25 protein-coding genes and 2 pseudogenes are annotated in these 25,937 nt (G+C 44.5%); 18 read left to right on the forward strand and 9 right to left on the reverse strand.

Annotated features, from left to right (window positions below):
• Positions 1 to 50 precede the first annotated feature (50 nt).
• The 6 genes from K3G25_RS03005 (at position 51) to lpdA (ending at position 10,457) form a co-directional block, all read left to right on the forward strand.
• The gene (locus tag K3G25_RS03005) at positions 51 to 3,899 is read left to right on the forward strand and encodes an alpha/beta fold hydrolase (protein WP_232489582.1); all 3,849 of its coding nucleotides are present in this window, start codon (positions 51 to 53) and stop codon (positions 3,897 to 3,899) included.
• Positions 3,900 to 3,931: 32 nt separating this feature from the next.
• Complete coding sequence (locus K3G25_RS03010; RefSeq protein WP_014417648.1) at positions 3,932 to 5,023, forward strand: serine hydrolase domain-containing protein; 1,092 nt, start codon at positions 3,932 to 3,934, stop codon at positions 5,021 to 5,023.
• Positions 5,024 to 5,491: 468 nt separating this feature from the next.
• Entirely contained in the window at positions 5,492 to 6,607 is a 1,116-nt protein-coding gene (gene pdhA, locus K3G25_RS03015) for a pyruvate dehydrogenase (acetyl-transferring) E1 component subunit alpha (protein WP_007611171.1), read from the forward strand.
• A gap of 3 nt (positions 6,608 to 6,610) precedes the next feature.
• Positions 6,611 to 7,588, forward strand: a complete 978-nt coding sequence (gene pdhB / locus K3G25_RS03020; RefSeq protein WP_003154528.1) for a pyruvate dehydrogenase complex E1 component subunit beta — start codon at positions 6,611 to 6,613, stop codon at positions 7,586 to 7,588.
• A gap of 123 nt (positions 7,589 to 7,711) precedes the next feature.
• The gene (gene pdhC, locus K3G25_RS03025; RefSeq protein WP_014417649.1) at positions 7,712 to 9,040 is read left to right on the forward strand and encodes a pyruvate dehydrogenase complex dihydrolipoyllysine-residue acetyltransferase; all 1,329 of its coding nucleotides are present in this window, start codon (positions 7,712 to 7,714) and stop codon (positions 9,038 to 9,040) included.
• Positions 9,041 to 9,044: 4 nt separating this feature from the next.
• Positions 9,045 to 10,457 carry a dihydrolipoyl dehydrogenase gene (lpdA, locus tag K3G25_RS03030; RefSeq protein ID WP_007409663.1) on the forward strand — a complete coding sequence of 471 codons (1,413 nt, stop codon included), beginning with the start codon at positions 9,045 to 9,047 and terminating at the stop codon, positions 10,455 to 10,457.
• A gap of 47 nt (positions 10,458 to 10,504) precedes the next feature.
• Here the strand turns inward: lpdA and K3G25_RS03035 are convergent, their stop codons facing one another.
• Positions 10,505 to 10,879, reverse strand: a complete 375-nt coding sequence (locus tag K3G25_RS03035) for a hypothetical protein (RefSeq protein WP_007409664.1) — start codon at positions 10,877 to 10,879, stop codon at positions 10,505 to 10,507.
• 248 nt (positions 10,880 to 11,127) lie between these two features.
• On the opposite strand from K3G25_RS03035, the gene K3G25_RS03040 reads away from it, so the two are divergent.
• On the forward strand, positions 11,128 to 11,928 hold the full coding sequence (locus K3G25_RS03040; protein ID WP_129092120.1) for a polysaccharide deacetylase family protein: 801 nt from the start codon (positions 11,128 to 11,130) through the stop codon (positions 11,926 to 11,928).
• A 113-nt stretch (positions 11,929 to 12,041) separates the two neighbouring features.
• The gene (locus tag K3G25_RS03045) at positions 12,042 to 12,161 is read left to right on the forward strand and encodes a GapA-binding peptide SR1P (RefSeq protein ID WP_003154518.1); all 120 of its coding nucleotides are present in this window, start codon (positions 12,042 to 12,044) and stop codon (positions 12,159 to 12,161) included.
• Positions 12,162 to 12,208: 47 nt separating this feature from the next.
• Here K3G25_RS03045 and K3G25_RS03050 read toward each other — a convergent pair whose 3' ends face one another.
• Entirely contained in the window at positions 12,209 to 13,681 is a 1,473-nt protein-coding gene (locus tag K3G25_RS03050; RefSeq protein WP_232489583.1) for an aminotransferase class I/II-fold pyridoxal phosphate-dependent enzyme, read from the reverse strand.
• A gap of 179 nt (positions 13,682 to 13,860) precedes the next feature.
• Here K3G25_RS03050 and K3G25_RS03055 point away from each other — a divergent pair, with 179 nt between their 5' ends.
• Positions 13,861 to 14,127, forward strand: a complete 267-nt coding sequence (locus K3G25_RS03055; RefSeq protein ID WP_007409667.1) for a UPF0223 family protein — start codon at positions 13,861 to 13,863, stop codon at positions 14,125 to 14,127.
• 34 nt (positions 14,128 to 14,161) lie between these two features.
• Here the strand turns inward: K3G25_RS03055 and K3G25_RS03060 are convergent, their stop codons facing one another.
• The gene (locus K3G25_RS03060) at positions 14,162 to 14,794 is read right to left on the reverse strand and encodes a DUF1054 domain-containing protein (RefSeq protein ID WP_007409668.1); all 633 of its coding nucleotides are present in this window, start codon (positions 14,792 to 14,794) and stop codon (positions 14,162 to 14,164) included.
• Positions 14,795 to 15,030: 236 nt separating this feature from the next.
• Between K3G25_RS03060 and K3G25_RS03065 the strand changes: the two genes are divergently transcribed.
• The 3 genes from K3G25_RS03065 (at position 15,031) to K3G25_RS03075 (ending at position 16,589) form a co-directional block, all read left to right on the forward strand.
• The gene (locus K3G25_RS03065; RefSeq protein ID WP_003154513.1) at positions 15,031 to 15,219 is read left to right on the forward strand and encodes a hypothetical protein; all 189 of its coding nucleotides are present in this window, start codon (positions 15,031 to 15,033) and stop codon (positions 15,217 to 15,219) included.
• Between the two features lie 133 nt (positions 15,220 to 15,352).
• Entirely contained in the window at positions 15,353 to 16,150 is a 798-nt protein-coding gene (gene suhB, locus K3G25_RS03070) for an inositol-1-monophosphatase (protein WP_017417710.1), read from the forward strand.
• Positions 16,137 to 16,589, forward strand: a complete 453-nt coding sequence (locus K3G25_RS03075; RefSeq protein ID WP_014417654.1) for a GNAT family N-acetyltransferase — start codon at positions 16,137 to 16,139, stop codon at positions 16,587 to 16,589. Before suhB ends, K3G25_RS03075 begins: the two co-directional genes overlap by 14 nt.
• Positions 16,590 to 16,639: 50 nt before the next feature.
• Here K3G25_RS03075 and K3G25_RS03080 read toward each other — a convergent pair whose 3' ends face one another.
• Positions 16,640 to 18,205, reverse strand: coding sequence for a M4 family metallopeptidase (locus K3G25_RS03080; RefSeq protein WP_017417711.1), 1,566 nt, complete (start codon positions 18,203 to 18,205; stop codon positions 16,640 to 16,642).
• A gap of 366 nt (positions 18,206 to 18,571) precedes the next feature.
• Between K3G25_RS03080 and K3G25_RS03085 the strand changes: the two are divergent.
• Together K3G25_RS03085 and K3G25_RS03090 are read left to right on the forward strand one after the other, a co-directional pair.
• A pseudogene (locus K3G25_RS03085) lies at positions 18,572 to 18,706 on the forward strand (RNA polymerase sigma factor); the annotation flags it as partial.
• A complete protein-coding gene (locus K3G25_RS03090) occupies positions 18,703 to 18,996 on the forward strand; it encodes a zf-HC2 domain-containing protein (protein ID WP_029973700.1) in 294 nt (97 codons plus the stop codon). The pseudogene K3G25_RS03085 and the gene K3G25_RS03090, both read left to right, overlap by 4 nt.
• Positions 18,997 to 19,034: 38 nt before the next feature.
• On the opposite strand, the gene K3G25_RS03095 is transcribed toward K3G25_RS03090, so the two are convergent.
• Complete coding sequence (locus K3G25_RS03095) at positions 19,035 to 19,652, reverse strand: hypothetical protein (RefSeq protein ID WP_029973701.1); 618 nt, start codon at positions 19,650 to 19,652, stop codon at positions 19,035 to 19,037.
• Positions 19,653 to 19,963: 311 nt separating this feature from the next.
• A complete protein-coding gene (locus K3G25_RS03100; RefSeq protein ID WP_003154504.1) occupies positions 19,964 to 20,152 on the reverse strand; it encodes a YlaF family protein in 189 nt (62 codons plus the stop codon).
• A gap of 111 nt (positions 20,153 to 20,263) precedes the next feature.
• Between K3G25_RS03100 and typA the strand changes: the two genes are divergently transcribed.
• On the forward strand, positions 20,264 to 22,102 hold the full coding sequence (typA, locus tag K3G25_RS03105) for a translational GTPase TypA (protein ID WP_014417657.1): 1,839 nt from the start codon (positions 20,264 to 20,266) through the stop codon (positions 22,100 to 22,102).
• 56 nt (positions 22,103 to 22,158) lie between these two features.
• Positions 22,159 to 22,479, forward strand: a complete 321-nt coding sequence (locus tag K3G25_RS03110; RefSeq protein ID WP_022553389.1) for a YlaH-like family protein — start codon at positions 22,159 to 22,161, stop codon at positions 22,477 to 22,479.
• 41 nt (positions 22,480 to 22,520) lie between these two features.
• Here the strand turns inward: K3G25_RS03110 and K3G25_RS03115 are convergent, their stop codons facing one another.
• The gene (locus K3G25_RS03115) at positions 22,521 to 22,730 is read right to left on the reverse strand and encodes a YlaI family protein (protein ID WP_007409677.1); all 210 of its coding nucleotides are present in this window, start codon (positions 22,728 to 22,730) and stop codon (positions 22,521 to 22,523) included.
• Between the two features lie 102 nt (positions 22,731 to 22,832).
• Positions 22,833 to 23,456 (reverse strand): YhcN/YlaJ family sporulation lipoprotein, encoded by a 624-nt coding sequence (locus K3G25_RS03120; protein ID WP_012117484.1) that lies wholly within the window; start codon positions 23,454 to 23,456, stop codon positions 22,833 to 22,835.
• Between the two features lie 154 nt (positions 23,457 to 23,610).
• On the opposite strand from K3G25_RS03120, the gene K3G25_RS03125 reads away from it, so the two are divergent.
• Complete coding sequence (locus K3G25_RS03125; protein WP_014417660.1) at positions 23,611 to 24,939, forward strand: PhoH family protein; 1,329 nt, start codon at positions 23,611 to 23,613, stop codon at positions 24,937 to 24,939.
• On the opposite strand, the gene K3G25_RS03130 is transcribed toward K3G25_RS03125, so the two are convergent.
• A complete protein-coding gene (locus K3G25_RS03130; protein ID WP_007409680.1) occupies positions 24,934 to 25,410 on the reverse strand; it encodes a hypothetical protein in 477 nt (158 codons plus the stop codon). The genes K3G25_RS03125 and K3G25_RS03130 overlap by 6 nt on opposite strands.
• Positions 25,411 to 25,513: 103 nt before the next feature.
• Here K3G25_RS03130 and K3G25_RS03135 point away from each other — a divergent pair.
• A pseudogene (locus tag K3G25_RS03135) lies at positions 25,514 to 25,801 on the forward strand (glutaminase); the annotation flags it as partial.
• Positions 25,802 to 25,937 lie beyond the last annotated feature (136 nt).

Genomic DNA, 25,937 nt, shown 5'->3' on the forward strand with positions numbered 1-25,937 from the left:
CACCTGCTCTGTTTCTTTACTTTGTAAAAGAAGAAAGGTTGTCGAGTTGCATGAGGTTCAGCGTATTAGTCAAACATGACGATTATATTGTTTCAGACCATGTCCTTCATCAAGTGCGTACGATACCCGGCGTAACGTATCTGGATTTAATAACCCGATTTTTAGCTGAGAAAGGGATATCCCCCCGAAGTTTTGAAATCAAACATGTTTTATTCCGTGAACCTGTTGCGACGTCAGTCCATTTTGATAAAAAAGTCAGCTTCCAGTTTACGGAACAAGAAAACGGCTGGCTTGTTGAAACAACAAGCAGGAAATGGGTCGCTGAAAAGGCGGAAGGTGAAGCGTCAGTCAACTTGCAGGCGGAAATTATAAGAAAAAATGCGATAAACGAAAAGACAATTTCAATCGAAGAATTAAAGAAAGGAGCCGTCCGGATTTCGGATGCTGAATCCGCCTATCGTAATTTGCGCAGGGGCGGGCTGATTCATAAAGATTTTATGAAATTGGAAGGTACGGTATTTGAAGGTGAAAATTATATTCTGGGAGAGGTCAGTTTAAGCGGACTTTCAAAAGAATATACAGATGACTTTTACATGCATCCCGCATTTTTGGATGGGTCTCTCAGCTTGTTGGGAATCCTTACATCAGACTTGCCGGATGAAGGAACAAATGCGTTTATCCCTATATATATTGAGACATTCCGGGCACTGCATAAAACAACTGGGTCTTGTTTTGTGTATATTGATAAAAACAGTATAACGCAGCCGCCTTCTAAAGACATTTTATATGCGGACATAGAAGTATACAGGCCTGATGGAGAGCTTGCTTTTTATTATGAGCGATTCGGTGTGAAAAGAGTCAGAAATGAAAAATCAATACAAAGGCTGGAGCATTCCCAAAAAGCTAAAGAAGTCGGCAGCGCAATGAACAATAAAGAAATGATCAGAAATAATTTGATCCAAGAGATAGCCGGCATGATTGAAAAACCTGCTGAAACAGTGAAGAATGATATTTCCTTTTACGAGATGGGCTTGGATTCTAAACAATTATTAGACTTGTCCAAAAAATTAGAACTGATGTTAGATACAAAGCTGTACCCGACTTTATTATTTGATTACTCCACAATCGGTGAATTGACGGAATATCTGCAGGAGAAATACGGAGCTGACATTACAGACTCTATCTCTGATACAGTTTTGCACCAAGACAGTCAAAAAACATTAACAGATGAGCTGTCATCCATTATTGGAGAGGTTACAAACACACCGCCAAATAAAGCGGACAAACACCAATCTTTTTACGAACTGGGTCTTGACTCAAAACAGCTGCTGCATATATCGAAAATGCTCGAGGAAAGATTGGATACACAATTGTATCCGACATTGCTTTTTGATTATAACAATATTCATGATTTAGCGGCTTATTTAGAAGAAAAATATGATGTGCGTAATACACCGGCTGCAGCTTTTAAAGAAAAAACGCAAACGAAAGAGCCGTCTGAAAAGCCGATGCTTGAATCTTTGTATTTACAAAAAGAATGGATTGAGTCGCCATTAAAGTCCGGAGAAGTGTCTAAGGAAAATATTTTGATTTTCGATTTCGACAGTTCATTGAGTGATGAAATCCGCAACTACACCGGCAGTGAAAATGTTATTTATGCGGAAGCCGCCGCTGAATATGAAATGGTAAATGAAAAGCATTATAAATTTAACCCGGAGCAGTCTGCTCATTACACCAGACTGTTAGATGATCTTAAAAAGTCCGGAGCGTTTCCGGCGTCAATCATTCATTACCTGTCAAAAAAAGCTTATACTGAAGCGGCGTTAGACCTGACTCACAGCTTTTATTCAATCCTTTATTTAAGTAAAGCTTTGATCCGTCAAAAAACAAAAGAAAACATCAACATTCTGTACGTACATGACAAGGATCAATATACAAATCCGGTTTACGCCGCGATTGGAGGCTTTTTTAAAACGCTGAATGCGGAGCAGCCGAATATAAAGTGTAAAACGGTTGAGATTTCTCCAAGACAAACCATTGAAAAAGCACCTTTGCTTCTCAATGAATTAAGTGCCGGACATCATCAGGCTGTGAAATATGACGGCGATCAAAAAAGGTGGGTGACAGCATATAGAGACGCTTCGCTGCAAACAGGACAAAAGGCCGCAAAGTTTGCAAAAAACGGGGTGTATCTCATCATCGGAGGGTTAAGCGGCATCGGCTGGATTATTTCAGCGTTTCTTTATGCAAATCACGGAGCCAGCGTTATCATTGCCGGGCGATCGAAAATGACAGCAGACATGGAAGAAAAATTAGACAGCATCCGATATGACGGGGCAAGCATTTCTTATATCCAGGCTGACATGTCAGATAAGCAGCAGGTCATCAAGTTAGCGGAAAAAATTCGTGCTGATTATTCCGAAATCAACGGGGTCATTTACAGTGCAGGCGTGTTAAAAGACTCTCTCATTATGAACAAAACAGACGCGGAAGCTCAAGCGGTGCTGCAATCAAAGGTCAATGGTGTGATTCATTTGGATGAAGCGCTCAGAGATATGCCTTTAGACTTTTTTGTTTTGTTTTCTTCCATCTCCTCAGAAATCGGAAGTCTGGGTCAAGCCGATTATGCCTACGCCAATCGTTTTCTGGAGCATTTTGCCGAGTGGAGGGAATGTATGAGAAAGGCGGGGGGAAGATCAGGAAAAACCATCGCTGTAAATTGGCCTTTCTGGAAAGACGGAGGCATGTCAGTTGATCCCGGCATCCAAGATATTATGAAAAGGGAGTACGGACTTCACCCATTAGAAAATACTGCCGGAATCAAAGCTTTTGAACACTCGCTTCTCGGCCAAGGCCACCAGCTGATCGTGTTATACGGAGAAAAAGAAAAAATACAAAACGATTTCAAGCCGTTATCCGCCCGTTCAGCACCGCCTCTGGTAAGAGATTCAGCGATTGCAGCCGATTTTGATGCTTCGTCAATCGTTACGGAAGCTGAAAGTCCTTTCCGGATACTCGGCACGGCTTCCAATCGTCATCTCGACGATTATTTGCATTATTGGAGCAGACTGAAGAAAGGAGCCCTTCAGCACAATCAAAGCGATGCCGCAAAAAAACTCATCGCTTTTTACCAGACAGAAGAAACGGAAACCGTTCATTTTCTGGCAAACACAGAAAATGCCCGGCATATGGAGATATTGATGAGCGGTAAGGGCGAAACAATTTTACTGATTTGCGGTTTTGCTACCACTGCTTACATGTGGAAAGAACAAATGAAAGAGTGGGCAGATCAATTTAATGTAATTGTCATACACACACCGGGTTACGGGCTGAGTGAGGGGAGCGCCGATTTTACACTGAGCGGGCTGGCTCAGACTTTTATCGAAGTGCTGAACGAGATAGGGGTTGCGTGGCCGATCCACATTGCTGCAGCTTCTTGGGGAGGCATGATAGGGCAGAGGATAGCCTATGAATACCCTGAAAAAGTAAAAACACTCATTCTTTCCGGAAGTTACACCGAATACGAAGAAGACCCTGAAAGCAGTGTCGAGGAAAAACTGAAAAATGATTTTATAGCTATAGGAAAATCGCATGAATATGAAAGTTTATACAGTAATCAATTTTTAAATGCTTCTATTGAACGTTTTATGAAGATACATCAACAAGAAGGCTATTCTACGATCGGCTTTTTAAAAGACATTCATACAAGAACGCTTATCCTTACGGGTGAGAAGGAAAGCGTAGTTGATCAGAAAGAAACAAAAAGGCTGCAGAAACTGCTGAGCAATGCAGAATTAAAGAAAATTAAGGGAGCGGGGCATCTTCCGAACATCACACATCCGGAAGAATTTAATAAAGCGGTGTCAGAATTCATCAAGAAATCGGTAAGTAAAGGATGAAAACGATACATACAGTACAGGGGGAGAAAACAATGAAACAAACAATAAGCAATCCGGCATTTGATATGAAACAAATTAACGCTCTTAACAGCCATTATCAGACGATGATAGACAATGGAGATCTGCAATGTGCGAGTTATATGATGTCAAGAGGAGGTGAGGTTTTTGCAGCTGAGTCGTTAGGGGAATTTACCGGCGGACAAAACGAAAAGCAAACATTTCAGCTTGATACAATCAGAGAAATCGGTTCTTTGACAAAAGTGTTTACCGCTGTAGCCGTCATGCAGCTCGTCGAAAAAGGTTTACTCGATCTGAAAATGCCGGTCAAGCTCATTTTGCCTGCGTTTGATAAACCGGGTTTCGGAGAAATTAAAATTTTGCACCTTTTGACTCATACGGCGGGACTAAGTTTTGAGCTGGATATTCAAAAGGCTGAAGGCATTGACTTAACGAATGAGGAAGAATGGATAAACTATCTGGTCAGTACGCCTTTGGAGTACGGAGTGGATGAAGCATGGAACTATTCCAGAACCGGTTTTGTTATACTTGGCATCATTATTTCAAAAGTAACAGGCGTATCCTACGAACAGTATGTAACAAAGCATATTATTGAAGCGCTCGGATTAGAAAGAACGTATTTTTATGTGCCTGATGCTTTAAAAGAAGAAGTTTGTGTGATCAATGAACACGAGTGCGTACAGCTGGAAAAAAGTCATCACCCGTATTTTCCGAATAAAGCGACAAGCGGTCTGTACTCTTCGTTGCGGGATATTTGGAAGCTGGCTGAAATGTTTAGAAATAAAGGCAGATTGAAAGATAAGAAGCTGCTTGGAAGAAAAACAGTCGAGGCCATGCTGAGAAATCAAATAAAGCCCGGTCTTCCTTTTTACTTCTTCGGAGCGCCCAGAGAGGAAGGCGGCTTTGGTTTAGGCGTTAATTTGTGGCCGGCCGGTGACCATTATTTCATGACAGAAGGCACCTTCTCACATCTTGGAATGGGTTGGTGCGGCATGTTTTCTGATCCAGCCGAAGATTTTACGTATGTATTTTTCACTCCGATTTCCGAGTTTCATCCTCATGCCGTGCTGACGCCGCTGAATATCGTGTGGGCGGGTATTGAATAATTAGACAAAAGCATCGTCCCGTCTGTTCGGCAGGCGGGACGATTGCTAACTGCCCGTTTTTATCCCGCGGCATCTTTTCAAAGCCCGCCCCTAAGTTAAATAACTTAATTTACTCTTTGTAATTTTTTTTAATTATAGTACAGTAGAGCATTTTTATAATACAGTTTAAAGTCTTTTATAGTACAGTTTGGCGCAATATGATCTTAAGTTTTATAAGCGGTTTCAAAATGAGGTTATAAATGATTGACGGCTTTGTTTAATTACTGTAAACTATGGTTGTTGATCATATTGTACTAATAAAAAATCTTTTTTTATTAGTACAGTTTAAACGTCATTATCTGCTTAAGCGCTATGTGAATTTCTGAATGATTAATTTTAGAATTGCAGAGCATGATAAGACTGTTTTTAATACGGATGGCTAAACGGTATCCTAACCCTGTTAAATCAAAAGAAGAGGTGGTTTAAAAAATGGCTGCAAAGACAAAAACTTCAATTGTTGATAGCAAAAAACAATTTGATGCTATTCATAAGCAGTTTGAAACGTTCCAAATTTTAAATGCTGAAGGAGAAGTCGTAAATAAAGACGCAATGCCTGATCTTTCAGATGATCAGTTAAAGGAATTAATGAGAAGAATGGTGTATATCCGCATTTTAGACCAGCGTTCAATTTCTCTTTCCCGTCAAGGACGTTTAGGTTTCTATGCACCGACAGCGGGCCAGGAAGCTTCTCAAATTGCATCACACTTCGCGCTTGAACAGGACGACTTTATCCTTCCGGGTTATCGTGACGTTCCTCAGCTGATTTGGCACGGGCTTCCTTTACATCAGGCATTCCTGTTCTCAAGAGGCCATTTTAAAGGTAATCAGATGCCTGAGGGAGTAAATGCTTTATCACCTCAAATTATTATCGGTGCTCAAATTATTCAAACCGCAGGTGTAGCTTTAGGTCTTAAAAAGCGCGGTAAAAAAGCGGTAGCTATTACTTACACTGGTGACGGCGGAGCTTCTCAAGGTGACTTCTATGAAGGAATGAACTTTGCCGGAGCATTTAAAGCGCCAGCGATCTTCGTTGTTCAGAATAACCGCTATGCGATTTCAACTCCTGTAGAAAAGCAATCATCCGCACAGACAATTGCCCAAAAAGCAGTTGCCGTCGGTATTACAGGTGTTCAAGTAGACGGAATGGATGCACTTGCCGTTTACGCTGCAACCGCAGAAGCACGCCAGCGCGCAATTAACGGTGAAGGTCCGACTCTGATCGAAACTCTTACATTCCGTTACGGACCTCATACAATGTCCGGTGACGATCCGACTAAATACCGTACGAAAGAAATAGAAAATGAATGGGAGCAAAAAGACCCGCTCGTACGTTTCCGCAAGTTCTTGGAAAACAAAGGACTATGGTCTGAAGAAGAAGAGAACAAAGTGATTGAACAGGCCAAAGAAGAAATCAAACAAGCTATCAAAAAGGCTGACGGCGAATCAAAACCGAAAGTAACAGAGCTGATTGAGAATATGTTTGAAGAGCCGACGTTCAACTTAAAAGAACAACTTGAAATTTACAAAGCGAAGGAGTCGAAGTAAGCCATGGCGCAAATGACAATGATTCAAGCGATCACTGATGCGTTACGCACAGAACTGAAAAACAATGAAAACGTTCTGCTTTTCGGGGAAGATGTAGGCGTTGCCGGAGGCGTATTCCGTGCAACTGAAGGCCTTCAAAAAGAATTCGGTGAGGACCGCGTATTTGACACGCCGCTTGCTGAATCCGGTATCGGCGGTCTCGCTCTCGGTTTAGGCCTGCAAGATTACCGTCCTGTTATGGAAATCCAATTCTTCGGATTCGTATATGAAGTAATGGATTCAATCTCAGGACAAATGGCTCGTCTCCGCTACCGTTCCGGCGGACGCTGGACTTCTCCGGTGACAATCCGTTCTCCATTCGGCGGAGGGGTTCATACACCTGAACTTCACGCTGACAGTTTGGAAGGCCTTATCGCTCAGCAGCCGGGTATTAAAGTTGTTATCCCTTCCACTCCTTACGATGCAAAAGGACTGCTGATTGCCTCTATCAGAGACAATGATCCGGTTGTTTTCTTAGAGCATATGAAACTTTACCGTTCTTTCCGTCAGGAAGTTCCTGAGGAGGAATACACAATCGAGCTTGGCAAAGCTGATGTGAAACGCGAAGGTACTGACCTTTCTATCATCACATACGGCGCGATGGTTCATGAGTCGCTTAAGGCTGCTGAAGAGCTTGAAAAAGAAGGCGTTTCTGCTGAAGTTATCGACCTTCGCACTGTAAGTCCGCTTGATATTGATACGATTATTGCTTCTGTTGAAAAAACAGGCCGCGCAATTGTCGTGCAAGAAGCTCAAAAACAAGCCGGCATCGCTGCCAACGTTGTAGCTGAAATCAATGACCGCGCGATTCTGAGCCTGGAAGCTCCGGTTCTGCGTGTTGCGGCGCCTGATACAGTATTTCCTTTCTCGCTTGCTGAGAGCGTATGGCTTCCAAACCATAAAGACGTTCTTGAAACTGCGAAAAAAGTTCTTGAATTTTAATCAGGCATCATAAAAGACGGTAAAGAGAGATCCTTTTCTCTATATGAAGGAGTCTGTTTACTAGGTTCAATGCTTGCGAATGCATAACTAAAATTTGCTTAATCAACTAGGAGGTCGAAAACTGTGGCATTTGAATTTAAACTTCCGGATATCGGGGAAGGTATCCACGAAGGCGAAATCGTAAAATGGTTTGTTAAGCCGAACGACGAGGTAGAAGAAGACGATGTTCTGGCTGAAGTGCAAAATGATAAAGCAGTGGTAGAAATTCCTTCACCTGTTAAAGGAAAAGTATTAGAATTAAAAGTTGAAGAGGGAACAGTTGCAACTGTTGGACAAACGATTATTACGTTTGACGCACCTGGTTACGAAGATCTTCAATTTAAAGGAAGCCATGATTCAGGAGATGCGAAAACTGAAGCTCAAGTTCAGTCGTCTGCTGAAGCAGGGCAGGATATCGCTAAAGAAGAGACTCCTAAAGAGCCTGCAAAAGAAACCGGCGCAGGACAGCAGGACCAAGCGGAAGCTGATCCGAACAAACGCGTGATCGCGATGCCTTCCGTACGCAAATATGCCCGTGAAAAAGGCGTGGATATCCGTAAAGTAACAGGTTCAGGCAATAACGGACGTGTTGTAAAAGAAGATATCGACAGCTTTGCAAATGGTGGAGCGGCTCAAGAAGCGGCACCGCAAGAAACAGCTGCACCTCAGGAAACAGCTAAACCTGCAGCGGCTCAGGCTCCTGAAGGCGAATTCCCTGAAACACGCGAAAAAATGAGCGGTATCCGTAAAGCGATCGCGAAAGCAATGGTGAACTCTAAGCATACTGCACCGCACGTAACTCTTATGGATGAAGTTGACGTAACAAATCTTGTTGCTCACCGCAAACAGTTCAAACAAGTTGCTGCTGATCAAGGCATCAAGCTGACTTATCTGCCTTACGTCGTCAAAGCATTAACATCCGCTTTGAAAAAATTCCCTGTTTTAAACACATCTATTGATGATAAAACAGATGAAGTGATCCAAAAACATTACTTCAACATCGGAATTGCAGCGGATACCGAAAAAGGCCTGCTTGTGCCGGTAGTGAAAAATGCCGACCGTAAAGCCGTTTTCGAAATCTCTGATGAAATCAACAGCCTTGCTACAAAAGCGCGTGAAGGCAAGCTTGCACCTGCGGAAATGAAAGGCGCTTCTTGCACGATCACAAATATCGGTTCTGCCGGAGGCCAATGGTTCACACCGGTTATCAACCACCCAGAGGTTGCGATTCTCGGTATCGGCCGTATTGCTGAAAAAGCGATCGTCCGTGACGGTGAAATTGTAGCTGCTCCTGTCTTAGCTCTTTCTCTCAGCTTTGACCACCGTATGATTGACGGAGCAACTGCACAAAATGCGTTAAACCACATCAAGCGTTTACTGAACGATCCACAACTTATTTTAATGGAGGCGTAATGTTATGGTAGTAGGAGATTTCCCTATTGAAACAGATACTCTTGTGATTGGTGCGGGACCTGGCGGCTATGTAGCTGCCATCCGCGCTGCTCAGCTTGGACAAAAAGTAACAGTCGTTGAAAAAGCAACTCTTGGAGGCGTTTGTCTGAACGTCGGCTGTATTCCTTCAAAAGCGCTCATCAATGCAGGCCATCGTTACGAGAATGCAAAACATTCAGATGACATGGGAATCACTGCTGAGAACGTAACGGTTGACTTTACAAAAGTCCAAGAATGGAAAGCTTCTGTTGTAAATAAGCTTACCGGCGGTGTTGCAGGTCTTTTAAAAGGAAATAAAGTGGACGTTATAAAAGGGGAAGCTTATTTCGTAGACAGCAACTCTGTCCGCGTAATGGATGAGAACTCTGCGCAAACATACACATTTAAAAACGCAATCATTGCTACCGGTTCTCGCCCTATCGAATTGCCAAACTTCAAATATAGCGAACGCGTTCTGAACTCTACAGGCGCACTTGCGCTTAAAGAAATTCCGAAAAAGCTCGTTGTTATCGGCGGCGGATATATCGGTACTGAGCTTGGAACAGCGTATGCGAACTTCGGAACTGAATTGGTTATTTTAGAAGGCGGAGATGAAATTCTTCCTGGCTTCGAAAAACAAATGAGTTCTCTCGTTACCCGCAGACTGAAGAAAAAAGGCAACGTTGAAATCCATACAAGCGCTATGGCTAAAGGCGTTGAAGAAAGACCTGACGGCGTAACAGTTACATTCGAAGTAAAAGGCGAAGAAAAAACGGTTGATGCTGATTACGTATTAATCACTGTCGGACGCCGTCCGAACACTGACGAGCTCGGCCTTGAGCAAGTCGGTATCGAAATGACTGACCGCGGTGTCATTAAAACAGACAAGCAGTGCCGCACAAACGTACCGAACATTTACGCAATCGGTGACATCATTGACGGACCTCCATTGGCTCACAAAGCGTCTTACGAAGGTAAAATCGCTGCGGAAGCTATTTCAGGAGAGCCGGCTGAAATCGATTACCTCGGTATTCCGGCGGTTGTATTCTCTGAGCCTGAACTGGCTTCTGTCGGTTACACTGAAGCACAGGCGAAAGAAGAAGGCATTGAAGTCGTTGCAGCTAAGTTCCCGTTTGCAGCAAACGGACGTGCGCTGTCTCTTAACGAAACTGACGGCTTCATGAAGCTGATCACCCGTAAAGAAGACGGTCTTGTAATCGGTGCGCAAATTGCCGGCGCAAGCGCTTCTGACATGATTTCTGAATTGAGCCTGGCGATCGAAGGCGGAATGACTGCTGAAGATATCGCAATGACAATTCACGCTCACCCGACATTGGGCGAAATCACTATGGAAGCTGCCGAAGTAGCAATCGGAAGCCCGATCCATATCGTAAAATAATAATGTGACAAAGAAACAGCCCCCGTTTGTAAAAGCGGGGGCTGTTTTTATTGTGCAAGAACATGCTGCATAGGTTTGATGATATCCTCTTTTTTCTTTACGGATCCCTCAATCTTCATGACCACATGCCGATGATTGATCACCATCAGCGCAGGGAACGTGTTGATTTCCTCTTCCCATCCCTTTCTGTTGTCATAAACCTTCATTTGATCGACATGATGGGGATATTTCTTTTCTAAATCAAGGATCGCATCGTAATAAGGCACTTCTTTATCTATATGATTTTCATCGGAAAAAAACAAGATTTGAGTGTGATGAATGCTGTCGATCCGGTTTTTTGTGAATGGACTGACAGTAGAAACCGAACAGCTTGACAGAACGAACAGCATCAAAAAAAAGGGAATCACCGTACGGTAGCGCATCTATCTTACTCCTCTGTTTTATATAATATATTGGTTCATCCATTTATAAGGACTATATCAAGTGTATCACGAGAGGTGAAAAACCTAAGGCTTGTTACTGAATTGTTATATAATTGAAACCGTTTTTAATGAAGAAATAATACGTGTGACAACTTGCGCAGCCGATGTGTAAAAAAGGCACATTGTTTTTCGTGAGAGCGCTGTTTTTTCGTTATACTGGGGGCAAAACCATATCGGGAGGGATTGTCATGTATAAAGCCGCTGCAGCCGTCATATGTATGTGCTTACTCGCCGGCTGCCAATCAAATGAAAAGATGCAAACAAACAAACCCCATTCTCAAGCCGCGGCCAATCACGCCAAACGGGAAAACCACCATACAAAAGAGGAAAAACAGAAAAAACAGAAGGCGGAGCCCTGTTACTATATCAATCCGAAAAGCTTTTCTGTGGAAAAAATGGATGAACAGAAAGAGAAAAAACCGATCGCATTGGTAACGATCGATGACGCGCCTGATCAGCATGCCGCTGAGATTGCGGACAAACTGCATGATCTCAATGCGTCAGCGATCTTTTTTGTAAACGGACATTTTTTGAAAAAAGATGAAAATAAGAAAGCGCTTAAGCATATTCATGAGTTAGGTTTTATGATCGGAAATCATACAATGACTCATCAAAACTTAAAAGATCTTTCCGAACAAAAACAACGGGAAGAAATCATTGGCGTCAATAAAGCGGTTGAAAAGGTAATAGGAGAGAAACCCGCATTTTTCAGGGCGCCTTTCGGAAGCAATACGGACTACAGTGACAGACTTATAAAAAAAGAAGGTATGGTGAAAATGAACTGGACCTTCGGGTATGATTGGGATCAGAAATATCAATCCAAAAAAGCGCTTACCGATATCACATTGAGCAGTCCTTATCTGCGGGACGGGGCCAACATATTGATGCATGACCGGAAATGGACGGCTGAAGCCATGCCGGACATTGTAAAAGGATTGCGTCATAAAGGATATACCGTGATTGACCCTCGGGCTATAAAAAGACCGTAAAAAATAAATGTGTTATACAATTTATCAGTTGACATATTAAATGTGACATAATAATATAATAACAACAAGTAAAAATTAAGCGTTTTCAAATTCTGAGAAATGGGGAATGACAGATGGGTACAATTGTTTGCCAAGACTGTAACGAAGCGATTCATTACTTTGAGGATGAGAAGGTCACGACGTTATACGGAACATGCTGCGGACAATGCCAGTGTCATCTTGAAGAAGAGTAAAAAGCGTAAAAAGGCCCGAAACGATTTCGTTTCGGGCTTCTTTATATTTATTGGATGGCTTTTTGCTCTTTGATGACTCTGATCATTTCAAGCGTTGCATCTTCGGGACCCTGCACAGGAAGGCCGGCGTCCAAGTTTTTAAAAATGTAGCTGATATTTTCTTCAGTAATGATCTCACCCGGAATAAAGATCGGAATTCCCGGCGGGTACACCATGACAAACTCTGCGATGATCCGTCCCGCGGATTCTTTTAACGGAATGACTTCCGTATTTGCGTAAAACGCGTCTCTTGGCGTCATCGCTAACAGAGGAATTTCAGGAAGCAGAACTTCGGTTTGCTGATGAGCATAGTCATTGGCGGAAGCCTGCTTTGAAATGTCTGTAAGCGCGCTTACAAGACGGTCGGCATCTCCTGCTCTGTCTCCGGGGGTGAAAATACATAAAATATTATACAAATCGGACAGCTCGACTTCGATATTATATGATTCGCGGAGCCATTTTTCAACGTCATGACCCGTCAGGCCGAGGTTTTTGACCGAAATGATTAATTTAGTCGGATCAAAACTGAAGGCAGCTTTAGACCCTGTGATTTCTTCGCCGACACAGCGGATGCCTTCAATTTGATTGAGGCGTTCCCGTGTCTGATCCGCCAGCAGAATCGTATCTTCAAGAAGATCGCGGCCTTCTGTAGCGAGGCGTTTTCTTGCGACATCCAGTGAAGCGAGAAGCAGATAGGATGTTGACGTTGTCGTCAGCATGCTTAAAATCGACTGTACTCTTTCTTTGGAAACAAGGCCTTCTCTCACATTTAAAATGGAGCTCTGCGTCAGGGAGCCTCCCAATTTGTGCACGCTTGTGGCTGCCATATCAGCGCCCGCCTGCATGGCGGACAGAGGAAGCTTATCATGAAAATGAATATGCACGCCGTGCGCTTCATCGACAAGCACAGGCACATTGAAAGAATGCGCGAGCTTTACAATGCTGCTCAAGTCAGCTGCCACACCGAAGTACGTCGGATTTATGACAAGCAGGCCTTTTGCGTCAGGGTGCTCCGTCAAAGCCCGCTCGGCGGACTCAAGCGTAATGCCGTGAGAAATTCCGAGCTCATCGTCAATTTCCGGGTGTATAAAAATCGGCACCGCTCCGGAAAATACAATGGCCGACATAATGGATTTATGAACGTTTCTCGGGATGATGATTTTATCTCCGGGTCCGCATACGGCCATGACCATCGTCATAATGGCGCCGCTCGTCCCTTGTACGGAAAAGAAGGTATGGTCTGCGCCGAATGCTCGAGCGGCCAGATCCTGGGCTTCTTTAATGATGCCCTTTGGCGCATGTAAATCATCCAGAGGTTCGATATTAATTAAATCTATGCTTAACGCGTTTTCTCCGATAAATTGTCTGAATTCCGGGTCCATTCCCGCGCCTTTTTTATGGCCCGGAATGTGGAATTGGACAGGCTGTCTGTCCGCGTGCTTTTTCAGTCCGCTGTACAGGGGTGTTTCATGTTGCGGCAATTGTTTTCCCACCTTTATCATAATACCTACGGATTAGTTTGTATTACATTCAGTTTTATTACCCGTTTTTTAAACGTAAAACAAATGAATTATATTATGAACTTGAAAGAAAGTAAAGAACAATTTATGATCTATGGAAGATGCTTATTTTGAGCATGATGATAAAGGAGTGAAGACATTTGGAATATCAATATCCGATGAATGAGGACTGGACGACAGAGGAGGCCGTGGATGTCATTGCTTTTTTTCAGCAGGTGGAAAACGCCTATGAAAAAGGAGCTGACCGAGACAGACTTCTGAATGCGTACCGCCGCTTTAAAGAAATCGTTCCCGGGAAAGCGGAAGAAAAGAAAATCTGCAGCCAATTTGAAGCTGACAGCACCTATTCCCCGTATCGGACTGTGAAACAGGCAAAACAATCAGATCAAGCGATTATCAAAATGTAGACAAAGCGAGCCGGCAATCGGCCCGCTTTTTATGTTATGAGACTTTCTGAGTCAGTGTGTATAAAAAGGAAAGCTTCCTAAAAGCGTCTTCAATGGTTTGCAGGAATTCATTGTTGTTCATGTTGATCACGTCTTCTTTTTGCAGCTGAATGCCGCACAAAAGCTCTGCTTTTTTCACTGTCTGCAGGCGTTCAAATAATGTTTTCAGCTGCTCCTGATCCATGTCGGACTGCTTGTACGCACCTGGCTTCGTATGATCCGGCGACCATACAAAATGACCGGGAATCTGTTTTGTGATGTCCTCCTGCTTCGCTTCCAGCAATCTGCCGTATTCCTCTTTTATCGGAGATTCATAAATGATGGCAAACCATACAAACATATGGGTGTCCCATAAACCGATCTGGAAGTGAGGGAGTTTCTTATACCCGCGTTTGCTGTTGGCAAAGGCAACCCAGCTGTCAGCCGGCGGGTTGACAGATCTTCTCGCGTGCTTGGCGACATGCGGGAACATTTCATCGCCTGTCAATGCTGACAATGTCGGTGCGAAATGCTCTCCTAACAAGGTCAGCTTCGGACGGACTTGTTCTTTTAACACCTCCATGCGCGGATCTAAACCTTCTATTGTAAATGTATCGAAGTCTTCTTTTGTAAAACGCATCTGAGTCATCTTTTTCCTCCTTATCGTAAGTATTCATATTTTACCACAGCCGCCGCCGGCCGCAAAAACATTGAGAACGTTTGAGCCGAGAGGATTGGTGGTAAAAAACGAATAGGTAAACACACAAATTTAAGAATGTTGTTACAGCCGAATATAAGTTTCCATACGATATAAGAAGTATCATTAATAAATTGGAAAAATGGGATGCTTTTTTAACAAATGATCTCTGGAAGGGGCGAAAGACAATGAGGCAAGTGGTGAAGGAAGGATTCAGGGAGGAAAAAAATAACCGTGTAGCTGTCTGGAGACTAGAGGTTGATTATGAATTGGCAACCCTGTATGAGGCCATGCAAAAAGAGAATGAAGATCAAATCGATCTCAGCAAAAGAAAACTGGAACGTCTCAGAAAAGAATGGATTCGGCTTAACGGATAAAGAATAGTAAAAACGAACCGCAGGAAATGGTTCGTTTTTACGTGAGAAGGCATTTTTTTCATTTTCCTTGCTTTTTCATCGCCTTTATCAGTATGCTATAGAATAAGCTATACATAGAAAAGAGGTACACGGTATGACAAATTGGACGGAAATTGATGATATCGCAAAAAAATGGGTAAAAGAAGCCGGAACGAGAATCAGACAATCCATGCAGGAAAGCTTGACGATTGAAACAAAATCAAATCCGAATGATTTAGTCACAAATATTGATAAAGAGACGGAACGCTTTTTCATTGACCGTATACAAGGAACTTTTCCCGGACACCGGATTCTCGGAGAAGAAGGGCAGGGGGATAAACTCCGCTCCCTTGACGGAATTGTCTGGATCATTGATCCGATTGACGGAACGATGAATTTTGTCCATCAAAAGCGGCATTTCGCGATTTCCATCGGCATCTTTGAAGACGGAAAAGGCAAAATCGGCTTAATTTATGATGTGATGCAGGACGAACTGTATCACGCATTCAGCGGAAAAGGGGCTTATCTGAACAATACGCCGCTTGCTCCTTTAAAAGAAGCTTCCATTGAAGAAGCCATTATTGCAATCAATGCCACATGGGTGACGGAAAACAGAAGGATTGACCCGAGTATTTTGGCGCCGCTCGTAAAACGGGTCAGAGGAACGCGTTCCTACGGTTCGGCGGCACTTGAGCTGGCCAGTGTTGCGGCCGGCCGCATTGACGCATACATTACGATGAGGCTCGCGCCGTGGGATTACGCTGCCGGCTGCGTGCTGCTGAACGAAGTCGGGGGTATTTACACGACCACAGACGGCGAACCGTTTACGTTTTTAGACAACCACAGCGTGCTTGCGGGCAATCCGGCAATACATAAAATTATCTTTGACGACTATTTACATGCTGACAGGTAGAGATTTTGAAGAAGAAGATCTCGGGTTTCTGGAGCAGCTGGCGGCATCACACCCGGTGTGGAAAAGCGAAGAGTTCGGAACAAAAAATGCGGCGGAGTTTATGCTTGCATACTCCATGTACAATGGAACGTGGCTCGTATGGGAGATTGACGGCGCTCCTGCCGCCGTCAGTTTTCATTTGGAATGGGCGCCTTCAAACGGAAAACCGTGGCTCGGAACCGTGGCCGTCGCTCCGGAGGCAAAAGAGAAAGGAATCGGACGCGCGGTCATTGAAGAGATTGCGGGCCGGCTGAGAGGGGAGCATAAAGCGATGTTTTCAGCCGTTCCCCTGGACAGGCAGGAATGGGTTTTGTTTTTAAGCCAATGCGGCTTTGAACAGCTTAAGCTTGAAAAAGACGATCGGGAAAAAACATATATGATCATGGTGAAGCCATTGTGAAATGTTTCAGATATAAAAAAGAGACCGGAGAAATCCGGTCTCTTTTCTTGTTACAAGCCGACCGCATTCCAGGCCGCTTCTACGCTTGCAGCGTCTTGAGAGCCGTAAAGGTCCCGCGCTGATTGAATCAAAGCTGCTTTTGCATCTTTAAAGCTTGATGACGGAGTGAGATATACCGTCAGTGCACGGTAGTAAATCTGCTCCGCTTTTTTCACGCCGATTTTTGTAATCGTGTTGTAAGCGGCTTTGTTCGGAATTCCGCTGTTTGTATGCACGCCGCCGTAGTCGCCGGCATCAGTGTTCGGAAGGTTTCGATAATTTTTGTAATGGTCGGGCTGTCCGTATTTTGTCGGATTGGATAAACTGCGGAGAGCCGGCTGGCTGACCGTAATATCTTCACCGATATCCCAGTCCTCAGTATCATTGAAGTATCCGAATACATCAGAGAAGGATTCGTTTAAAGCGCCCGGCTGATTTTCATAGTTCAGGTTGGCTGTTTCCTGTGTAACACCGTGTGTCATTTCATGGGCCGTTACGTCCATTGAACCGGAAAGAGGCGAGAAGAATGAGCCGTCACCGTCACCGTAAATCATTTGGTCGCCGATCCAGGCCGCGTTATTGTATTTGCTGCCGTAATGAACGGAAGATACGATTTTGCCGCCTTTATTGTCGTAGCTGTTGCGTTTAAACGTCTGATAGAAATAATCGTACACTTTGCCGAGATTGTAATGCGCATCAACGGCAGCGCGCTGAGAAGAAGTTGTGAACTGGTTTGTAGTGCTTGATACGAGCGTGCCCGGCAGGTTATATTGTCGGTTTTGCAGATCGTACGTAATAATTTGCGTTCCGGTAGGTTTAGAAAGATCACGCATTACATATTTGCCGCTTTCAGAAGAAATATTTAATGAGACCGTTTTTCCTTTAAGAGTCGTACCTGTTCCGGTTGCAGCGGCATGCTCCACTTTGTTTTGCTTTTTCAGGACTTTCCCTGTTTCCGCATCAACGGTTACTTCCCAGTTAGCTGGTTCCGGTTCGATGTAGCGGATGGTTACATCATAGGCGAGGCGGTATTTACCGTCTTTTGTGGCCGCTGCTTTCAGCTCGGCTTTGTTTTTGTTTGCAACGTTGCCGTTAGAGACGGCTTCAGGTGATTTGCCGATTGCTTTAAAAGCATGATCCAGCGCCTGATTTGCAGATAATTTTTTGCTGTTTGCCGTTTTGGCAGAAGCATCGTTGTTTAATTCACCGTTAATCGCATAGACATTGTTGGATTTATCGACGTGAATAATGACTTGCGAGTCTTTCACAGGCACACCGTTAACGACAGGCACATAACGGAAGTGCTTGTAGCCGAGATCATCGGTCGTGTGGTCAATCAGCTTCAGTCTCTCAGAAGGGTTGCCTTTGAAGACTTTGCCGTTTTGTTTCAAGTATTGCTTGATTGCTTTGTCACTGACTGAAGGCAATTCAGATTGCACCAAAGAATGCTTCGGCACAAAGTTCGTCAGGTTTTCTTTAAGCTGAGGATTCTCAGCGGCCTGAACACCCGGAAGACTGATGGTTAAACTCATAAAGGAAGCGGCGACAGCAACAGACAATTTCTTACCTAAACCCACAATAAATCCCCCTTTTTGAAAATAATGAAAACTTATATTGTTATAATAAACCAGCATTCTCTCATTCTGCAATATAAAACTAGACTCCGCTGATGAATTGATAGAATCGTCCCGGAAAGGCTTCCGGCGGCCAGCATCGGGGGATAAGCCGAGAGGCACGTGTTGAATCAGACATGAGTCGAATGATGCGATTTATTCTGAAAAAAATGACAAATGAAGTCGGGAAAAATGATAGGGGAAAAATGTTCCGATTTGTAAAACTTTTTTTATAGCCGTTTGTCTAAACGGGTGAGGCCTTAATAAACGAAAAGGATTGTTTCAGATGTCAGAGATTTTCAGTCATTTTATTCAGCATTTCGACAGATATTTCAAGAGCTGTCTTACGAAGAGATTGCTGATGTTTTGGACTGGAGTCTTTCGAAGGTGAAGAGCACCCTGTACAGGGCGAGAATGCAGCTGAAACAGCACTTGGCGGAAAAAAGGAAGGACGGACAGATATGACTTGCTATTTAGTGAGAGATTTACTCCCTTTATATATTGAAGGCGATTGTGAAACAGAAACGGAGCGGTTTATTTCCCGCCATCTTGAATCATGCGGTAAGTGCGGGAATTTATATCATATGATGAAGGAGCCGCTTGACCTCGGCAGCCCTGAGATGAAGGCGCCAGCCTGTTATGCAGAAGAAGAAAGGCGGTTTAAGGAACGGTATTACGGGAAGCTGCTGATAAAAGCAGCCTGTTTGTTCGGCGCTGTTTTCTTTATCATGCTGATCCTTAAACTGCTGATTTAAAAAAACGCCCGGCTGAATGACCGGGCGTTTTAATCCGTTTACTCAGCCGGATGAAAGGCTGTATAAATGCCTTCAAGCAATTCCTGGGGCAGTGAATTAAAGAATCCGGCACACAGCTTTGCTTCTTTTTTTCCTGCTCCTGCTTTTTCAGCAAGGTCCTGATCAAACGTATACACACCGTCTTCTTCAATCAGCGCAGATTGAAGGATATGAAGACTTTGGGAAAAAGCGGTGAACAGCTGATCAACGATAAGGGCCTCTTTTTCCGTAAAGCCGAGCTCCACCGCTTTTTCTTTATTAAATGTATATTCGCCGTCCGTTTTCTCAATACATTGGGAAAGAACGGTTAAAAATTCGGTTGAACTGTCCCACAGCTTTTGAATGATCTGGGCTTGTTCTTGATCTAATCCCAATTCCACCGCTTTTTCGCCGTCAAAATAATAGACACCGTCTTTTTCGTAAATCGATTGGCTGATGATATCAATGAGTTTTGCCGCGTCTTCCGGTGTTTTCTCTGCGGAAGCCTGCAGGATATGCGGTTCATTTGCCTGGATCGTTTTTGCGCCGGCAGAATCAAGCGGACTGAATGCAAGCAAGGCGGCTGAGGCGGTTGCGGCGGCAGTTACAGCGGTTTTCTTCAAAAAAGATGTTTTCATTTCGTTCTCTCCTTGTCATGTGTATTTGCTTACAGCCACAAGTATAAAAAGACAATGATGGAATTGATATAGGAGGTATGGTATTTTCTGCATAACGATGCCGGACTATTTCAGACTTCATTTTCTGAGGGAATCTGCTGATGTAACTAGAGTGGGGGCCGTCATTTCCGGCTTCCTGACTAGGCGGTGGGGGAGATAAGCCTTACATCTAAAGCCTGTTTTGAGGATGTAAAAAAGCCTGAATCTTTGATTCAGGCTTTATTAGATATTGTGCTTTTCATGTTTACGGAATTTTGCAAAGGGTCATGCTTTTAATCAAGCAGTCCCTGTTCGCGCATTTTTTTCTTTACGGTGAAACCGCTTCCCATCATGGCGATAACGAGAACAATGCTTCCGATGATGCCCCATGCGCTTTTCTCAGCGATTGATACGCCGATCAGCATCATGCTGAAGACTGCTGCGAATGCAAATAATAATAAGAGCCAATTCAATTTTTTCATATTTCCATCCCCTTTAACGTCATACTTTCAGTTTACAGAAAAACGTAACGCTTTTAAAGAGGATGTGTGGTATAATATGAAAGTTATCTAATTTTTTTAGGAGATGAAAATGTGAAACTTCGAAACGATCTTCGCAACATCGCGATTATTGCCCACGTTGACCATGGGAAAACGACTTTGGTAGACCAATTGCTTCACCAAGCCGGAACATTCCGTGCCAACGAAAATATTGCCGAGCGCGCAATGGATTCAAACGATCTTGAACGTGAACGCGGTATTACAATTCTTGCGAAAAATACTGCGATTAACTATAAAGATACACGCATTAATATTTTGGACACTCCGGGACACGCCGACTTCGGCGGAGAGGTAGAACGGATTATGAAAATGGTTGACGGCGTTCTGTTAGTCGTTGACGCATATGAAGGCTGCATGCCGCAAACCCGTTTCGTACTGAAAAAAGCCCTTGAGCAGAACTTAAATCCGGTTGTTGTCGTAAACAAAATCGACCGTGATTTCGCCCGCCCGGAAGAAGTCATTGATGAAGTGCTTGATTTGTTCATCGAGCTTGACGCAAACGAAGAACAGCTTGAGTTCCCTGTCGTCTACGCTTCTGCGATTAACGGAACGGCAAGTCTGGATCCGAAAAAGCAGGACGAAAATATGGAATCACTGTATGAAACGATTCTTGAACATGTCCCTGCCCCGGTTGATAACGCCGAAGAGCCTCTTCAATTCCAAGTGGCGCTGCTTGATTACAATGATTATGTCGGCCGTATCGGTATCGGACGCGTTTTCCGCGGCACGATGAAAGTGGGTCAGCAGGTTTCATTGATGAAACTTGACGGAACGGTAAAATCATTCCGCGTGACGAAAATCTTCGGTTTCCAAGGATTGAAACGCGTGGAAATTGAAGAAGCGAGAGCGGGAGACCTCGTTGCCGTTTCGGGCATGGAAGACATCAACGTCGGTGAAACGGTTTGTCCGGCTGAACACCATGAGCCGCTGCCGGTTCTGCGCATTGATGAGCCTACGCTCCAAATGACATTTGTCGTAAACAACAGCCCGTTTGCAGGTCGTGAAGGCAAATATGTCACATCCCGTAAAATTGAAGAGCGTCTGAACGCGCAGCTTCAAACAGATGTCAGTCTCCGTGTCGAACCGACGGCATCACCTGACGCATGGGTTGTTTCAGGACGCGGTGAGCTTCACCTGTCGATTTTAATTGAAAACATGCGCCGTGAAGGCTATGAGCTTCAAGTGTCTAAGCCTGAAGTTATCATTAAGGAAATCGACGGCGTAAGCTGCGAGCCTGTTGAGCGCGTGCAGATTGACGTGCCTGAAGAGCATACCGGTTCTGTTATGGAATCAATGGGTGCGAGAAAAGGCGAAATGCTTGATATGATTAATAACGGAAACGGCCAGGTCCGCCTGATCTTTACCGTACCTTCACGCGGACTCATCGGCTATTCTACTGAGTTTCTGTCACTGACACGCGGTTTCGGTATCCTGAACCACACGTTTGACAGCTATCAGCCGATGCAAAAAGGCCAAGTCGGAGGCCGCCGTCAGGGTGTGCTCGTTTCCATGGAAAACGGAAAAGCGACATCTTACGGAATTCAAGGTATTGAAGACCGCGGCGTCATCTTCGTTGAGCCTGGAACAGAAGTATATGAAGGCATGATTGTCGGTGAACATAACCGTGACAATGACCTTGTCGTCAATGTCAGCAAAATGAAACAGCAGACAAACGTCCGTTCCGCTACGAAGGATCAAACGACTACGATTAAGAAAGCGCGCATTATGTCGCTTGAAGAATCACTCGAGTACTTAAACGAGGATGAATACTGTGAAGTAACGCCGGAATCCATCCGTTTAAGAAAGAAAATCCTGAATAAAAACGAACGTGAAAAAGCGGCGAAAAAGAAAAAAACAGCAGGAATGTCTTAATCACTTGCAGAATTTGAAAAGGTAGAACCCGAACGGAAAAGGGGAGGGGGATCTTTTTGAATGAAGTAAGTGAACGGCTGTCGTTCTTTGCGGCTCTTTACCAAGTGGATGAGCATCCGCTGACGGGAATGTGGCTGTTATACGGAACGATCGTCGTGCTTTCGGTGATTGTATTTAAACTCGGCTTTGCCAAACGGCTGCCGGTGTTGAAGGCTGTGGCAGTTTATCTCTTTCTCGTGCTCGGCTGCACCGTGCTGACTTTTTTCGGTGTGTTTCTGCCGGTCGGAGAAGGGCTTGTTGTCGCCGCCTTGATTTTGATCGTTTACAAAATCCGTCTGCACCAGTCCAAAAAAAGCCAGTCAGCTAAACCGCAATAAAAAAATGACCTTGCCTTCCGGCGGGTCATTTTTTATTCGGTTTATTTTTTCAGTTTATCTTTTTTCGCTTTTTGTCCGGGATGAAAGGAAAAGTGTCCGGTATTCAGCCGCGCCTCCGTTTTGACTTTGATTCGGTCATGGCATTCCCGGCACATATATGTATGAATCGGACGATTGCGGAGGCGTTTGGCTGTTAGTGTTTCATCATCAATTTGTTCGATTTTGTCGCAAATGGAACATTTTACTCTCATTGATTTTTCACCTCTTTCACTATGACAAGCATTATATCATGGATGCCCCTCCTGCCAAAGGGAAAGAAAGCAGCGCCCTTCCTTTGGAGCGGGCGCTGCTTTTTACCGGCGGTTTTTCATATGATGATCCGATTGATCGTTCTGTTCGTTCTGCAGCTTGTTCTGGTCTCTTTGGTTCAGCTGATCATCATTCGATTGAGTCGGTGATTCTTTTTCATTGTCGGTCACATCATTCGGGACTTCCGGCATGACGCGGCCGACGATGGCGGCAAGTTCGTCCAAAATGCCTGAAACAGGGCGGCCGGCCTTAATGTCGCTGCCCATGCCTCTCAGACGGGAAACCGTATCAGGATCAGCCACGACAACGGCATTGGCACCGTAAGGATCGTTTTTTAACGCCTGGGCAACCGTGTATTTAATGCTCTCCACTTTGCTTCTTTCTAAATTGTCATCCACATCGATACCGACAACGGAGTATCTTCCGAGTACAACCGCGGTGGCATCTGAAATGCCGGGGATTTTTTCGGTTACCTCGACGAGATGCTTAGCGATGTCTGTCCGGCCGGGATTTTCAGCTGTCTCAGGAGCTGTATTTTTCACATGGATCGGTTTTGCATCGCGCTGATCGGCTGATTCGTTCTGAATATTGCGGCCGCGGCCGTCCTGTACAGCAGTGCAGCCGGTAAGGATAAATAAGGCTTGTATGATAATGAAAAGAATTCGCACGTCAGATTTCCTCCTTGAATGCTTTCATTTATTTTATTGTTGAATTAACCTTCTATCTTTATTCACCAAATCATATATTTTAGCAGGCATCCCCGTTTTTCGCGGAAAGAGAAGCACACGATGGGCTTTGATCCTTATTTCAGGAGGCTGAGACTTGAGTAAAATTTATGTGTTAGATACGAATGTACTTTTGCAGGATCCTAACGCCATTTTTTCCTTTGAAGAAAACGAAGTTGTCATCCCCGCCGTCGTGCTGGAAGAGGTCGATTCAAAAAAGCGGTATATGGACGAGGTCGGGAGAAATGCGAGGCACGTATCTAAGCTGATAGACGGGCTCAGGGAGAAAGGAAGGCTGCACGAGAAAGTTCCGCTTGAAAGCGGAGGAACGCTCAGAATTGAACTGAACCACCGGTCATTTCACCAGCTCCAAGAAATTTTTATCGAAAAAACGAATGATAACCGCATTTTGGCGGTGGCAAAAAATTTAAGCCTTGAGGAGGAAACGAAAGAAAACGGCCGCCTCGTCATCCTGGTCAGCAAAGATGTGCTTGTCAGGGTAAAGGCGGATGCCATCGGGCTTTTGGCGGAGGACTTTTTAAACGACAGAGTCGTTGACCATGATGAAATATATAGCGGGTACAAAGATATATTTATGAATAAAGAGCGGTTTGCCTCGTTTTATAAAAACAAACAAATTTCAGTCAAGGAGCTTCAGCAGCATCAGGTTTATCCGAATCAATTTGTGCTGATGAAAGATGAATTAGGAGGATCTTCGTCTGCGGTCGGCATGGCAGATAAGAAAGGCGAGACCGTAAAAAGACTCGTTTTCGATGATGAGCACGTATGGGGTATCAGGCCGAAGAACGTCCAGCAGACAATGGCGCTTGAACTCCTGCTGAGGGAAGATATCCCGCTTGTCACCCTGATCGGAAAAGCGGGAACGGGAAAAACCTTGCTTGCTCTCGCGGCAGGGCTTCTGCAGACGGAGGATCTCGGTATTTATAAAAAACTGATCGTCGCGCGTCCCATCGTCCCGGTGGGAAAGGATATCGGATATTTGCCGGGCGAAAAAGAGGAAAAGCTCAAGCCGTGGATGCAGCCGATCTTTGATAATCTTGAATTTTTATTCAATGCGAAAAAGCCGGGTGAACTTGAAGCGATTTTGGCAGGAATCGGATCGATTCAGGTGGAGGCGCTGACATACATTCGGGGAAGAAGCATTCCGGATCAATTTATTATTATTGATGAGGCTCAGAATCTGACGAGGCACGAGGTCAAAACGCTTTTGACTCGGGTGGGAGAGGGCAGCAAAATTGTCCTGATGGGCGATCCGGAGCAAATAGATCACCCATACTTAGACAGTTTAAACAACGGACTTGCTTATGTTGTAGAACGGTTTAAAGAACAAACCGTCTCCGGCAGCGTGAAGCTTGTGAAAGGTGAGAGATCCGGCCTTGCACAGCTTGCCGCCGATTTGTTATAAAACTTCGATTTCTGTGACGCCCGTTATTGGTTTTTCAAAGTCTCCGTCCACGTAAAAATGGACCGGGCCGCCGTCTTGAAGGGGTTTCCCCGCATCGCTGAAATGCGCGATTGCGTCCATCGCCTTTTCGAGCGGCACTTCGGTTCTTTCTGATTTTGAAATAAATGCGCACAGGACAGCGCTTTCTTTCGGCTCGGCATTTGCTAAAACAGCGCCGAGCTTCATGGCGAAGCTGCCGTTCATCAGTCTTTCTTTTTCATAACGTTTTTCGCTTTTTAAAGTCGGCGGCGAAATGCGCCCTTCTCTGATCACCCGTTCCGGATCAAGCGTATGCTCCTGGGTTTCTGCAGAGCCGTCCGGATGAACGGGCTGATTTTTTTCAAACGGAAACTTGCGGTCATCGAAAATCCAGACACTCGGATCAATTGTAATCGGGTATGTAACATTGCCTTTTACTTGAATAACGCTCATGGTGAAGCCCCCCTTTACTTAAAGTATAAAAGTTTTCGCATGAATTGTCACTTTGCGTCGCAAATTAGATGTATACAACGGCAGCGAAGTGAGGATGATCGACATGGTATGCCGGCATTACCAAGAGCTGGACGCATTAGTTCAGGAAGCGAAAAAAAGAACCGAAGAAGGCAAAGTGGCAGACTATATTCCAGCTCTGGCTGAATCTGAACAAGACAGCCTTTCGGTCACGATTTATCATGCGGAAAATACATGTCTGTCGGCAGGAGACGCCGACCGGACATTTACGCTGCAGAGCATTTCGAAAGTGCTTTCTCTGGCGCTCGTACTGATGGATTACGGAAAGGAAAAGGTGTTCAGCTGCGTGGGTCAGGAGCCGACCGGCGACCCGTTAAGGGTGTAGAACATAACATAAATAATAGCATTGAGGCCACATTGCCGACCGTTTTCACTTTTGATTTGGAAAAATGGAAGCATAGCGTTAATAAAAGGATTAAAGAGGGGTTCTCCAAATGGATTTATCAATT

It is taken from the genome of Bacillus sp. FCW2 (genome assembly GCF_021228595.1).
Lineage (GTDB): Bacteria > Bacillota > Bacilli > Bacillales > Bacillaceae > Bacillus > Bacillus velezensis.